Consider the following 13783-nt stretch of genomic DNA (forward strand, 5'->3'; position numbering starts at 1 on the left):
GCCTAAATCCCAATGCAATGATGGAGGTATGAAGCAGCGGATGGGGGAAATCTTGATTAGAGCGTGGTGTTGCCTTAAGCGGGAAAGCCGCCTCCTGGTGGTGGCCAAGCTCCATAAATCCGGCGTAGCAGTACGATTTCACCCAAATGATATGAATTGTGGGAAGCGATATTCCGCAGAAGTCCTGCTTTCGTTTCACCTGGGAAATGAGCTAGTGAATCATCCAGTTGCGCGGTTTCGGCAATCTGCACAGCCTGATCCACGCCCTGTAAAAATTCATTAATAACAGCCTGCCATGCCTCTTCGCTTTGCGGTCCAGTCTCTTCGGGCCAGCTTTCCATGACATTCCCCGGAAGCTGGGGCTTCCGTCCTTCCAAATGCTCCAACATAAATTGCTGCCAGTAAATCATATGCTTCAGCAGTTGGTAAATGCTGTAAGGCATTTCTGCATTTTTCTTCCCTGCCAGCTCGACGTCGATGTCTGGTAAAGCCCGAGCTACTCGAATATGTCCACGTTCCCCGACCAGTGATTTAACCAGTGCTTGACCGAATAATTGGTTTGCATCCGACATGTATCATCATCCCTTCTATGGAGAACTTGTTTCTAGCTTATTCTCATTTTACGATTATACAATTATATTTTTCAAAATGAAAATACCTACTTAGTTTGGAGTGAAACAGAAATAACTTTTAAAAAAGGGTTGATAATCATTCTCAATTTCACTAAAATAAAATTGTTTCAAGGGAAACAAAGTATCTACACTAGATATATTTTGTATATATACGGAAATGTTAAAGGGGAGCTTTTCGTATACATATATTGTTTTCTATGAAACAAAAATGGGCTATAATGAAAGGAGGAGTATGCCAAAGGAGTGACCATTTGTTCGTATGGAGAAAGCGACATCAGTTCAGCATGTTTATGATTTGCTCATTAAGATGAATCACCAGCTGGAGCAGCATCAGCAGAGAGAGAGCATGACTATTCTCGAAGAAATCCACGAGCATTTTGATGGAATTGCTTCGCTCAATCTGACGGATGTGCACGTCATTGACTGTATCGGGAGGCATGAGCCGATTAATGTTACGACATTAGCGGATCGAATTGAGCTGAGCAAGGGTACAGTTTCGAAAGTCAGCACCAAGCTGATCAAGGAAGGCTGGATTCGCAGAACCCAGCTTAACGACAACAAGAAAGAAATTTATTTTCGGTTAACCCCGTTGGGGAAAAGACTCTTTCTTGTGCATGAACGACTGCATGTTAAGGTACAGCAGCAGTTATTTGAATTTTTAAATCGTTATAGCTCGGAAGAACTGAATGTCTTGAAACGTCTGCTGTCCGATGGTGTAGATCTCTTGGAAACTATGGAGTGGCAGGACAAGAGTCTGGACTAAAGGGATATCGAATCATCAACGATGGGCACCTGTTTTATCTCCGAGTAATAGATACATGGGGAGATGCAGGTGCTTTTCTTTTAATGTCAGCAGTTTGCATAATTCGATTCCCAACGCTCGAAGGTACAATATTTAGACGGACTAACCCGTTCCGATCTATATATTGCTGATTTGTGAATACTCTTGGGATTTATGCAAAATGCTTAGTGTAATAGCCGTTTTGCTTCCATATAGAGCACCTGTACGAACTTTTTCGTATTAATGCGGGCTTGGGACAGTGAAGGCTCCACATTGTTTTGCAGCTCCAGCATTTTTTTGCGGATTTCTGTAAAATCAAAAAATTTGGATGCATAATTTTCAAATTTAGGATGCGTATAGTCGGTCAATCCGAGCGATACTATATGGCTTAGCGTCTGGAAAATAGCGCGGCGGACACGTTGCTCCGATGCTTTGATTTCCTTACTCAGCTCTACTGCTGAGGCTGAAGCCCCCAACCGTTTGGACGCCACATTGGCAAATATATCCTTCAACGGCGGGAACAGATAGGGAGATAGATTGCCTGTTTCCTCCTCATACTGGTCCAGAAATTCCAGCATGTCCAGTAGATCCATACTCCCGGCTTCCCCGATCATCCCCATTTCAGAGAGCAGAAACTGCCCGGAAGTTACGATGTTTCGGGTCGGTTCAATTGTTGCCGTTGGGTTATTCGATGTGAACATCGACAACCCTTGAAGCGTGCGCTGGATATCCGTAATCGATTGCTGCATGCGCAGACGCTCAGCCACCTTATGAATAACTGCAATAATCTCCAGTCGATTCAAAGGCTTGGCCACATAATATTCAATACCGAGCGAGTACGCCTCGCCGATCATGTTTTTGGATTCGATGCGAGAAATCATAATGATTTTGCCGCTGAATTGATCGCCGAGTGCACGCACGGTCTGAATGCCGTCACGAAGCGGCATCAGCAGGTCAATCAGCAATACATCAATCCGGTTCAACTCCAGGAGGCCGCTATTCACGTAGGTACCATCCTCTGCTTCCCCGATGACTTCCCCTAGACCTTCGTCTTCAATAATATCTGCCAGCATAGAACGAATTCCCTGATCGTCATCCACAATATAAAAACGCATCCGGGCTATCTTCCTTTCTCCGTCAGTTTCCGTAAAGGCAATGTAATTCTAAAAGTGGTCTGTAATCTATCTGTATTCTCTTCTTCATCCTGTTGCAGTTCAATCGTTCCTTCAAGGCTCTCCGCGACCTCACGCACATAAAACAATCCCATACCGGTCGACGGCTGTCCTTCCTCATCATACTTGGTCGTATACCCCGGTGTGAAGACCATTTCCCGTTTCCGCTGAGGAATACCCGGACCGTTGTCGGTAACACTAAAGGAGGCTATATCCTCTTTTCCCGGGAGACAACGAATGGAAACGTCAATCCTTCCGTTGTCCCTCATTGCTTCAACCGCATTGGCTGTCAGGTTATTAATAAGTGTCAAAACGGTATAAACATGTAGCTTGGGTAACAAAGGATCGACATCTAGGGTAAAACGAATAGACTTGTCCAGCGATTGGGCATATTTGCTGTTCGTTCGGATGATTAGCTCCCCAAGCTCTTGAGAAGCCATGTAATGGACTCCGCTTTCGGCATCAATCAGCTTGGACAAACCAGCAAAAATCCGCTGGCTGTCTTTTTTAATCTCGTGAACCTGTCCGGAAATACGAAGTGCCTGTCTGGCGTAATGTTCTCTATCCTTCAGAGATTCATCCTGCTGTAGCTCACGGTACAGCTCGTAGCTTTCACGAGTGATTTGTTCTGCATGTGATAGTGTTTTGCCTAACTGGACCGACTCCTCATACAAGTCCGATACAAGGAGTAAAATTCGCTCTGTCTGCTGCCTTTGTGCCTCTTCATGCTGAACCGATTGATTTAACCGAATCATATTATAAAACCCAAGCACGAAGAAGCTGCGGATCATAGCCATGAAAGCTACTTTGCTGATCTTAATGATGTCCCAGAAATCGCCGTCAATGCTCCACCGGACGCTAAGTTCCGACACACTTGCGGCAACCTCAATCCCTACAGAGAGGATGCCCACGCGGAGCGCGCGGTAAGGCTCAGCATTAATGTTAAGGACCTGGAAGAGCAGCCCGTAGACCATGTAATAAAAAAAGGTAGGGCCGTGCAGTGTCAGCAACTCTTCGAAGGGAAGACCGGGCTGAGTGTAATGATTGAGTAAGATGCGAAAGGCGACTACCGCTATCCCTGCAAGCACTCCTGATAATGCAGGCGGAATATGACGAATAGATAACAGAAAGAAAAAAAATACAGGCGTACCAAAGCTGAGACGGAATGTATTAGCGAACGGGTGAATATTCAGCTCACCTGCGAGCGGTACAAATACAAGCATGAGCAGGAAAAGGAGCGTATTCAACTTCATCCATATTCACCTCCTGGGTATTCAGTCAGAAAGGCAATGTGAGCTAAATTCACAGGCTCGCCGTTAAAGTTTGTGAATTTATAGAAAAAAATAAATGTGGCTGTAGATAATTGTCGTTTTTTATAGATCAGATTGTAGTATAAATAACATCATTTGAATATTAAGAACAGCATACTGCAAAAATATACAAATCAGCCAGGGGGGACACGAAGTGAAAAAGATTAATTTGACGATGCAAATCTTTATCGGTCTGGCTTTAGGTATTATTATTGGTGCCTTATTTTACGGCAATTCAGGGGTGGAAGTCTACTTAAAGCCAATCGGCGATATTTTCATCCGCTTGATCAAGATGATTGTCGTGCCTATTGTGATCTCGACGCTCATTATCGGCGTTGCCGGCGTGGGAGACATGAAAAAACTAGGTAAACTTGGCGGCAAGTCTATTCTGTACTTTGAGATTGTAACGACAATCGCCATCCTTTTCGGACTGCTTGTTGCCAACTTGGTTCGACCGGGTGACGGCGTGGATATGTCCCACCTGGCCAAGAGTGATATTCATTCCTATGTGGAGACTGCAGAGAAGTCAGGCCATAGCTTTATAGATACGATTGTGCATATTGTTCCTACCAATATTATTCAAGCTCTGGGCGAGGGAGATATGCTGGCTATTATATTCTTCTCCGTACTGTTTGGACTAGGGGTAGCGGCGATTGGTGACAAGGGCAAGCCCGTGCTGAATTTCTTTGAAGGCGTAGCCGACGCCATGTTCTGGGTAACCAATCAGGTCATGCGCCTGGCTCCGTTCGGAGTATTCGCACTGATTGGAACGACAGTGGCCAAGTTTGGATTGGCCTCGTTATGGCCATTATTGAAGCTTGTTTTGTCGGTGTACGGCTCCATGGCGCTGTTCATTGTGATTGTTTTTGGAATAATTGCCAAGCTTTGCGGTACCCGACTCTGGACCATGATTAAAATTTTGAAAAGTGAGCTGTTGCTTGCATATTCGACGGCCAGTTCGGAAAGTGTTCTGCCTAAGATCATGGAGAAGATGGAGAAGTTCGGATGTCCTAAAGGAATTACTTCCTTTGTCATTCCGATTGGGTATTCTTTTAATCTGGACGGTTCCACCCTGTATCAGGCACTGGCTGCGATTTTCATTGCCCAAATGTACGGCATTGACCTGCCAATCACGACACAAATCACGCTGGTGCTAGTTTTGATTATTTCATCCAAAGGTATTGCAGGGGTGCCAGGTGCTTCCTTTGTCGTTTTGCTCGCTACACTTGGAGCAGTGAACCTCCCGCTGGAGGGTTTGGCTTTTATCGCTGGTATTGATCGCATTCTGGATATGGCGCGTACGGTAGTCAATGTATTAGGCAACTCGCTTGCCGCTGTGGTCATGTCCAAATGGGAAGGCCAATATGATAAAGAAAAGGGCGAAGAATACGTTGCTTCAATTAAATAAGATGCGACGAACTGAATAGTTGACAGAAAGAGCACCTTTGTGAAGTATTGCGAAGGTGCTCTTTTCGTTTCCAGACTTATTAAGACCTTTCCTTTTTCGACATTTTTCGATGTTTTTTGTATGAATATATAGGTATATGGACATGAAAATGATTCTTATTACCTATGCAATTTTAGATTTATTTATAATGATTCTTAATAAAATTCCGATATTAAACTATATCGTTTTATATATTGGCTTAGAAGGGAAGAGCATATATGTTTTTTAAAAAAAATGAGACCGACTCACTTGCTCCTTTAGTAGAAGAAAGCCGCAAACTTTCACAAAGAATACAGCAGAAGGATTATTCCGCCGCAATACAAGTTTCAACCAAATCTTCCGAGGTTCAAGAAATCGCAAACAATGTAAACCAAGCGCTTGAGTCCATGAAAAAGGATGCTCAACATGTTGACATCCGTCTGAAGCTTGTTACCAAGGCTATAGAGATTGGCTTATGGGACATGGAGGTAGTTGCGGGTGATCCCGTCAATCCAAGTAATACGTTCACATGGTCAGAAGAATTTCGTGCTATGCTGGGGTATCAGAGCGAAAAGGACTTCCCCAATGTATTAAACAGCTGGGCATCCCGGTTGCACCCCGAAGATCATGACAGGTCATTGGCGGCTTTGTCAGATCATTTGCTGGATTTTACGGGAAAGACGCCTTATGACGTACAGTATCGTTTGAAGCTGAAGCATGGAGAATACCGCTGGTTCCGGGCTACCGGAACGACGATCCGCGATCAGCAGGGAGTGCCGCTTCGAATTGCGGGTGCTCTATTGGATGTGCACGACCAGAAGATTAAGTCCGAGGAGTTGCAGGCTCTAGTTACAAGATATGATCTCATCAATCGTGTTTTGGTGGAAGCTCCATATGATGTCATTCTGGCTGATGGAGACATTGAGAACCCGGATAATATATTTTGGTGGTCCCAGCAATTCCGCCACACCTTGGGCTTTAAGGATGAGCAGGACTTCCCGAGTGTACTAAGCAGTTGGAGTTCGCGTATACATCCTGACGATGCCGAGCATGCGTTTAAGGCTGTAGTTGATCATTTAAATGACTATTCAGATCGTACGCCATATGACATGGTGTGTCGCTTGCAAAGTAAAAATGGTGAATATCGCTGGTATCAAAACAGTGGAAGAAGCATACGCGATAGCAAGGGAGTGCCTATTCGTATTGCCGGGACCATTCGTGATATCACAGTGGAAAAGGAGAAGCAGGCTGTCGCGGATGAGCTTACGCTCAAAATCCAGCATCTCTCCGATTCCATTACGGAAATGGTGAACGGCGTTAACTCGGTTAGTAACCAGGCGCAGGAGCTGGCAACGGCTCAGGAGCAATCGACAGAGGCAGCGAATCAAGCCAAAGTCAGTGCAGAAGAAACCCAAAACATTTCCAACTTCATTAAAGAGATTGCGAATCAAACAAATCTGCTGGGTCTGAATGCTGCCATTGAGGCATCGCGTGCGGGCGAGCAGGGGCGGGGTTTTGCGGTAGTCGCAGATGAAGTGAGAAAACTTGCCATTCACAGTGCTGATGCAACCGGAAATATCGAGACCAGTCTGGACGAAATGAAGACACTCATCGAGCGGATTTTGCACAATATCGGTAATATGTCTATGCTGACACAGACACAAGCCGCGCTAACGCAGCAAGTGAATGCATCTACGGACGAGATTAACAGCATGTCCAAATCTTTGTTGGATTTTGCAAGAACGATGTAAGGCTTCATGTAGAAATGAGGCCGGGCCTTAGGCTCGGTCTCTTTACTGTTTTTGGAAGATGAACTATACTTTTCGAGAATAGATCTAAAAATCACCTCATAGTAACTTTATGTGGAAAAGAGGAATATACTTGAGCTTACTTAGTTCAATATTGGTCGGAATTGTAGCTCTGGAGCATGTGTACATTCTAATATTGGAAATGTTTCTGTGGACGACTCCGCGGGCGATGCGTACGTTCGGCACCTCGAAGGAGCTGGCGGAAGCAAGCAAATCCTTGGCTGCAAATCAGGGGCTGTACAACGGCTTTTTGGCAGCCGGATTGGTGTGGGGCTTGTTCTATCCGGATACTGTGATCGGGCGGCAAATCCAATTATTCTTTGTCATTTGTGTGGTAGTGGCTGCGTTGTATGGTGCATTAACTGCTAATAAGTCTATTTTATTAAAGCAAGGCCTGCCTGCCATCCTGGCACTGATCAGTTTGTGGATACTCTGAAGACACCCTTACCGGGTGTTTTTTTCTAGATTCGATCACATAATGTCTGGAATGCTAATGACAAGGGGAATAAACAGTTTTTGACCGATTGTAAATCCGACTATTCCGATTTATAATAAATTTATTACATACTAAGAGGACACGGGGGCTAGAGCGATGCGTCGTAATTTGACTGGTGTATTGGTATTAATTGTATTAATGTTGGTTGTAAGTGCATGCTCCGGCGGGAATTCTGGATCTACGTCTGAGACGAATGGGAATACGCCCGATACAGCTACCACAACAGCTGATAACGGACAGCCTAAAGATGGCGGCAGCCTGATCATTGGCGTACAAGCTGATCCGGTGGTGCTGAATCCGAACTATGCGGGTGACCGGGTAAGTCTGACGATAGACCAGGCGATATTCGCACCATTGTTTCAAGTGAACAATGGCAAAAAGACATTTTATTTGGCAGACAGTCTGACTCCTTCAGCAGACAAGCTGACTTATACACTAAAACTGAAAAAAGATCTGACTTGGCATGATGGCGAGAAGCTGACAGCTGACGATGTCGTTTTCACCATTAACAAAATTTTGGACGAGAAGCAGCACAGCTTTTTGAGAAGTAATTTTATGGTTAATGGCAAACCGGTACAGGCGAGCAAGGTTGATGATACAACGGTCGATTTTAAGCTTCCTCAGCCAGCTCCTGCTTTTGAGGCAGCACTGGTACAGGTATCCCCGATTCCGAAGCACATTTTCGAGAATGAAGCGGATATTGAGAAAAGCACGAAAAACAACTCTCCGATTGGATCAGGTCCTTTCAAATTTAAAGAGTACAAAACTGGTGAGTACGTTACACTCGAACGGTTCGATAACTATGTTGGCGGCAAGCCGCATCTGGATTCAGTAACATACCGGATTGTTAAAGATTCGAATGCTGCGAATTTGGCCCTTCAAAATGGTGAGATCAATGTAAACTATCTCGATCCGCAAAATGTAGAGACCATTAAAGCAACAGATAAGTTTGACATTTTCCCTTACAGCGAAGGTCGCTTGGCTTATCTGATGTTTAATGAAAACAGTGATACGAAGCAGTTGAACAAAAAAGAAGTACGTCAGGCGCTTTCTTATGCATTGAATCAGGATGAATTGATTCAAGTCTCCTATGGCTCCAAGGATTATGCAGATACTGCGAAATCTGCTCTGACACAGGATGTACTGTATCACACGAACGACGTTGCATTTTTCAATAATGATGTGAACAAGGCGAAGGAGCTGCTGAAATCGGCTGGAGCTGAAGGACTGAAGCTGCGCATTATCATTCCGGGCGGGAACAAGGTACAGGAAGCACAAGCGCTCTATATCCAGCAGAAGTTAAAGGACATAGGCGTTCAGCTGGACGTGAACAGCATGGATTCCTCAGCATGGTCACAAAAGTTCGTCGATACGAATGCCAAGGACTTCGATCTGGCGATCAGCGGCTATATCATGGGGTATGACCCTGATGCATATCGTATTTTGTATAGCACCGGATCGTCCTCCAATTATTCGCATTATTCAAATAAAGAAGTGGATAAGCTGCTGGAAGAGGGCGCGGGTGAGTCGGATACGACTAAACGTGGAGAAATTTATAAAAAGGTACAGGAGCTGCTGGCTGAGGATGCTGTCATCTACCCGATTGCTTACACCAAGACTATTGTAGCCTTCGACAAGCAGTATGGCGGTATTGATCAGGCTGTGTTGAAGCCGGTCGTGATTTTCGAGGATTTGTCCAAAATTTATCACAAATAAGACAGGGTTTTCAAAAATAAGCTGGGCTAACCAGCTTATTTTTTTCGAAAACAGCAAGGGGAAGGGAAACGTATGAGACAACTCATCGCCAGAAGGTTGCTGCAAGTTATACCGATGCTATTTTTTGTGTCCATCGTCTGCTTCGGCTTGATCAAGCTGGCTCCAGGTGATCCGGTTCTCTCTTTTGTTACACCGAATATGCATCTGGAAGACATTGAACGAATGAGGCATAGCTTGGGGCTGGACCAGCCCGCTTATGTGCAGTACATATTATGGCTTAAAAAGAGCCTAACGGGTGATCTCGGCTACTCGCTAATTAATCACCAGCCTGTGCTGGATCAGATTCTCGATCGTCTACCGGCTACAGCCGGGTTAATGGGCGCATCTATCATACTGGCTGTGCTGATTGCAATTCCACTCGGTTTGACGGCTGCGGCTAATCGGAATCGCTGGATCGACAAGCTCATTAATCTGATGTCGTACATCGGGATTTCTGTTCCGCTGTTTTGGCTCGGTATTTTACTTATTTATTTATTTGCGATTTATCTGCACTGGCTTCCGAGTACAGGGATGCGTACCATCGGTACGGATTCGGTGCTGGATGTGATTAAGCATGGAATTTTACCATGTTTTGTACTGGCCTTCGGCTTTCTGTCTGTGTATGTGAGGTACATCCGTTCCAGCACGATTACGCAGCTCAAGGAAGAGTATGTGCAGATTCAATACGCGTTTGGGTCTGGAAAAAGACTGGTTTTGTTTCGACATGTGCTCAAGCATGTGCTGCTGCCCATCATTACGCTGCTCGGAATGTCGGTTGCGGACCTGGTGGCTGGAGCCATTGTGACGGAGACGGTATTTTCCTGGCCGGGCATTGGCTCGCTGGGCATGACGGCGGTAAAAGGAATGGATTATCCCGTCATCATGGGGATTACTTTATTTTCCGCTCTGCTGCTGATCCTGGGTAATCTGCTTGCAGATATCTTATACAGCATTGCGGACCCGAGAATTAAATCAACGAGGTGAATTCATGAATCGGAGCAAATGGCGCAACATCGGGATCGAGCTGATGACGAGCAAAATGGGCGCCGTCGCCCTCATACTATTGATCGTATTCTCGCTGGGGGCGATTTTCGCATTTTTATCGCCGCAGGACCCGAATAAGTTGAACGTGCTGGAGCGTCTCCAACCGCCGGGAGCGGCACACTGGTTTGGGACGGATGATTATGGGCGGGACTATTTTACAAGAGCACTGTACGGTGGACGTGTATCATTGCTGGTAGGTTTTGCGTCCATGATTATTGCGACCAGTATCGGTGCAGTGGTAGGTATTGTGAGCGGATATTTTGGAGGATGGATCGACAATCTGCTTATGCGGGTTTTGGAGCTGATCATGTCGATTCCGTCTTTCTTGGTTATTTTGCTGCTGAGTGTGTTTTTGAAGCCGGGCGTCGGCAATATCATTGTTATTATCGCCCTGCTCATGTGGATGAACATTGCCCGGGTGGTTCGTGCAGAGACAATGACGTTGCGCGAACGGGAGTATGTACTATACGCCAAAGCTTCGGGACAAAGTACGTTTGGTATTATTATGAAGCACATCGTACCGAATCTGATTCCGGTAATTATCGTAGGGGCGACGAACAATATCGCTTCAGCGATTATGATGGAATCGTCACTGAGCTTCCTCGGCTTTGGTGTTCAGCTACCGAACGCTACGTGGGGCAGTATGCTGAATAATGCCCAAGGATATATTGCACAGGCCCCATATATGGCATTATTCCCGGGTCTACTTATTTTACTGACTGTGTTGAGCTTTAATGTTTTGGGAGATGTGTTGCGTGTAGGCTTTGAACCCAAATTAGTAAAACGATGATTCATAGCACAGATCCATTACAAATGGCTCCAGGAGCGACAGGAAGGAGCGAAACACAATGACGGAACATCTACTGTCCGTCGAACAGCTGGAGGTCTCCTTTTTCACTCGTGAAGGGGAAAATCAGGCAGTTCGAGGGGTTAGTTTTCATATTGATGCTGGAGAAACGGTAGGAATCGTAGGAGAATCCGGCAGCGGCAAAAGTGTTACAGCGAAAGCGATCATGTCGATGATCGCCCCGCCGGGCAAGCGGCTGAACGGCGATATCCGTTATCGGGGACAAAGTCTGACCGCCCTGACGGAAAAGCAATGGCGCAAAATACGCGGAAACCAGATTGCGATGGTCTTTCAGGACCCGATGACCTCACTGAATCCGGTCAAAAAGGTTGGCTATCACCTGGTTGAGGTGATCCGCAGACATCGAGGACTGAGCAAGGAAGCGGCTACGCAAGCAGCTGTAGAACTGCTGCGACAAGTAGGCATTACCGAGCCGGAGCGCCGAATGAACCAATACCCGCATCAATTCAGTGGCGGGATGCGCCAGCGGGTGATGATTGCCATGGCGCTCTCGTGCAGCCCGGAGCTGCTGATTGCAGATGAGCCGACTACAGCGCTGGACGTGACGATTCAGGCGCAAATCTTGGAGCTGCTCAAGACGCTGAAGCAGCAATCCGACATGTCGATTGCTCTGATCACCCATGACCTGGGCGTCGTCGCCCAGGTGTGTAGCCGTGTCATCGTCATGTACGGCGGTATGGTGATGGAGGAGGGGCGCGTGGACGATATCTTTTATCGTCCGGGCCACCCGTATACGCAGGGCCTGCTGCGTTCTGTGCCCCAGCGCACGAACGGCTTCCGCGAGCGGCTGGTGCCGATTGAGGGCACGCCGCCAGACCTGCTGAACCCGCCATCGGGCTGTCCGTTCATGGAACGGTGCCCGCATGCGTTTGCCCGCTGTGTGGAGCGGCCGCCGATGGTGGAGCTGCGCCCGGATCAGCGAGCAGCCTGCTGGTTGAACGAGCCGGACGCAGTGCCTGCTGGAGTCTACGAGACGCCCGAAGCGGGGCAAGCGGAAGGGGGGAATAACGGTGAGTGAAGCAAACGATGTATTGGGTGAGCATCAGCCCTTGGTAGAGGTACACCAGCTTAAGAAGCATTTTGTGACCGCAAAGGATTTGTTAGGGCGTAGCTCTGAGGTGCTCAAGGCGGTGGATGGCGTGAGCTTTCAAATCAAGCGTGGTGAGACGTTCGGACTGGTCGGTGAGTCAGGTAGTGGGAAATCAACGGTTGGACGCTGTCTGACAAGGTTATACGATTATACAGAAGGTACGGTACGCTTTGACGGTCAGGATATTTCCAAGCTGAACGACAAACAGCTCAAGCCGCTGCGTCGGCGCATTCAGAGCATTTTTCAGGACCCATATTCCTCTCTTAATCCGGGTATGAACGTGCTTGACCTGATCGGTGAGCCGATGGATATTCACAGATTGCATCAGGGGAGTGAGCGTAAGGATGCTGTAGTGGCTTTGCTTGAAAAGGTAGGGCTGAAGCGGGAGCATCTGTATCGCTACTCGCACGAGTTCAGCGGCGGGCAGCGCCAGCGGATTTCCATCGCTCGTGCTCTCTCCGTGAACCCCGAGTTCATCGTCTGTGACGAGCCGATTTCGGCACTGGATGTGTCCATCCAGGCGCAGGTCATTAACACGCTGGAGGATCTCCAGCAGGAGTTCGGGCTGACGTACCTGTTCATCGCCCATGACTTGTCGATGGTGCGGCATATTTCAGACCGAATCGGTGTGATGTACCATGGGCGACTGGTAGAAGTAGCTGATGCAGATGAGTTGTATGAGCAGCCCGCTCACCCTTATACGCAGGCGCTGCTGTCCTCCATCCCTGTGCCTGATCCGAGAGCAGTCGGAGAGCGGGAGGGACTGGAGGGGGGCTTGGCCCAACCAGACGGCTCATTAGTATGGGACAAGGATAACAACAATGCAACCGAGCTGAGAGAAATCAGTCCCGGCCATTATGTAGCATACCCGGTTAACCGTTAGGGTTAAGAGCGGTTGTACGATGTGCATGACCCAAAGGAGGTAAAAAACGATGACTGAATTGACGAAAAGAGTACGTATTTCCCAATGGGACGCACTCTTGCTGGAATCATTACGCTCTTTAGGCTGGTCCCAAGACGAATTAATCCGTCGGGTGCAGCAAAATGAGCTGCCAACGGACGGACCATCCGATTTTGATTATACAGAGCTTGTCACCGGGCTGGCGTCCAAAGAGCCGGAAGTGTTTGTCAGCGCGGTAACGGACGGATATCAGATCAAGTACAATACGATCCGGGGCATCCGTTCGTGGATTGCCGTTGCGTTCGGGCGGGAGCCTGAGCTGTCACTGGAGGAAGGAAGCGAAGCTGTTACATCCGAACTGACGAAGGCTGAGTATGATCGGCTGGAGGGAGTGCTGTCGTTAGGATGGTTCATCCAGGAATTACGTCCCGCGGCTGGCGAGACTTCAGGATTATACCGAATTGTACCTGCTGCACAGACGAATTAAATATTGTTTATGG

At 47.2% G+C, this 13783-nt stretch carries 13 protein-coding genes; 10 read left to right on the forward strand and 3 right to left on the reverse strand.

Going from position 1 to position 13783, the window contains the following annotated elements:
- Positions 1 to 74: 74 nt before the first annotated feature.
- On the reverse strand, positions 75 to 572 hold the full coding sequence (locus MKX30_RS23685) for a DinB family protein (RefSeq protein ID WP_023986557.1): 498 nt from the start codon (positions 570 to 572) through the stop codon (positions 75 to 77).
- Positions 573 to 891: 319 nt separating this feature from the next.
- On the opposite strand from MKX30_RS23685, the gene MKX30_RS23690 reads away from it, so the two are divergent.
- On the forward strand, positions 892 to 1395 hold the full coding sequence (locus MKX30_RS23690; protein ID WP_076265112.1) for a MarR family transcriptional regulator: 504 nt from the start codon (positions 892 to 894) through the stop codon (positions 1393 to 1395).
- A 203-nt stretch (positions 1396 to 1598) separates the two neighbouring features.
- On the opposite strand, the gene MKX30_RS23695 is transcribed toward MKX30_RS23690, so the two are convergent.
- Together MKX30_RS23695 and MKX30_RS23700 are read right to left on the reverse strand one after the other, a co-directional pair.
- On the reverse strand, positions 1599 to 2528 hold the full coding sequence (locus MKX30_RS23695; protein ID WP_023986559.1) for a response regulator: 930 nt from the start codon (positions 2526 to 2528) through the stop codon (positions 1599 to 1601).
- 5 nt (positions 2529 to 2533) lie between these two features.
- Positions 2534 to 3838, reverse strand: coding sequence for a sensor histidine kinase (locus MKX30_RS23700; protein ID WP_264454286.1), 1305 nt, complete (start codon positions 3836 to 3838; stop codon positions 2534 to 2536).
- Between the two features lie 211 nt (positions 3839 to 4049).
- On the opposite strand from MKX30_RS23700, the gene MKX30_RS23705 reads away from it, so the two are divergent.
- From MKX30_RS23705 to MKX30_RS23745, 9 genes are all read left to right on the forward strand, one after another.
- Entirely contained in the window at positions 4050 to 5303 is a 1254-nt protein-coding gene (locus MKX30_RS23705; RefSeq protein WP_023986561.1) for a cation:dicarboxylate symporter family transporter, read from the forward strand.
- 257 nt (positions 5304 to 5560) lie between these two features.
- Entirely contained in the window at positions 5561 to 7072 is a 1512-nt protein-coding gene (locus MKX30_RS23710) for a methyl-accepting chemotaxis protein (RefSeq protein WP_341063636.1), read from the forward strand.
- 130 nt (positions 7073 to 7202) lie between these two features.
- Complete coding sequence (locus tag MKX30_RS23715) at positions 7203 to 7565, forward strand: DUF1304 domain-containing protein (protein ID WP_023986563.1); 363 nt, start codon at positions 7203 to 7205, stop codon at positions 7563 to 7565.
- A gap of 156 nt (positions 7566 to 7721) precedes the next feature.
- Positions 7722 to 9341, forward strand: coding sequence for an ABC transporter substrate-binding protein (locus tag MKX30_RS23720; RefSeq protein ID WP_023986564.1), 1620 nt, complete (start codon positions 7722 to 7724; stop codon positions 9339 to 9341).
- 72 nt (positions 9342 to 9413) lie between these two features.
- The gene (locus tag MKX30_RS23725; protein ID WP_023986565.1) at positions 9414 to 10364 is read left to right on the forward strand and encodes an ABC transporter permease; all 951 of its coding nucleotides are present in this window, start codon (positions 9414 to 9416) and stop codon (positions 10362 to 10364) included.
- Positions 10365 to 10368: 4 nt separating this feature from the next.
- Positions 10369 to 11214 carry an ABC transporter permease gene (locus MKX30_RS23730; protein WP_013308329.1) on the forward strand — a complete coding sequence of 282 codons (846 nt, stop codon included), beginning with the start codon at positions 10369 to 10371 and terminating at the stop codon, positions 11212 to 11214.
- Positions 11215 to 11272: 58 nt separating this feature from the next.
- Positions 11273 to 12310 (forward strand): ABC transporter ATP-binding protein, encoded by a 1038-nt coding sequence (locus tag MKX30_RS23735; protein WP_053324419.1) that lies wholly within the window; start codon positions 11273 to 11275, stop codon positions 12308 to 12310.
- The gene (locus tag MKX30_RS23740; RefSeq protein ID WP_316243178.1) at positions 12303 to 13265 is read left to right on the forward strand and encodes an ABC transporter ATP-binding protein; all 963 of its coding nucleotides are present in this window, start codon (positions 12303 to 12305) and stop codon (positions 13263 to 13265) included. The genes MKX30_RS23735 and MKX30_RS23740 overlap by 8 nt, the downstream gene beginning before the upstream one ends.
- Positions 13266 to 13314: 49 nt before the next feature.
- Positions 13315 to 13770 (forward strand): hypothetical protein, encoded by a 456-nt coding sequence (locus MKX30_RS23745; protein ID WP_076265107.1) that lies wholly within the window; start codon positions 13315 to 13317, stop codon positions 13768 to 13770.
- The last annotated feature ends 13 nt before the right edge of the window (positions 13771 to 13783 follow it).

The organism is Paenibacillus sp. FSL P2-0173 (assembly GCF_038008045.1).
Lineage (GTDB): Bacteria > Bacillota > Bacilli > Paenibacillales > Paenibacillaceae > Paenibacillus > Paenibacillus polymyxa_B.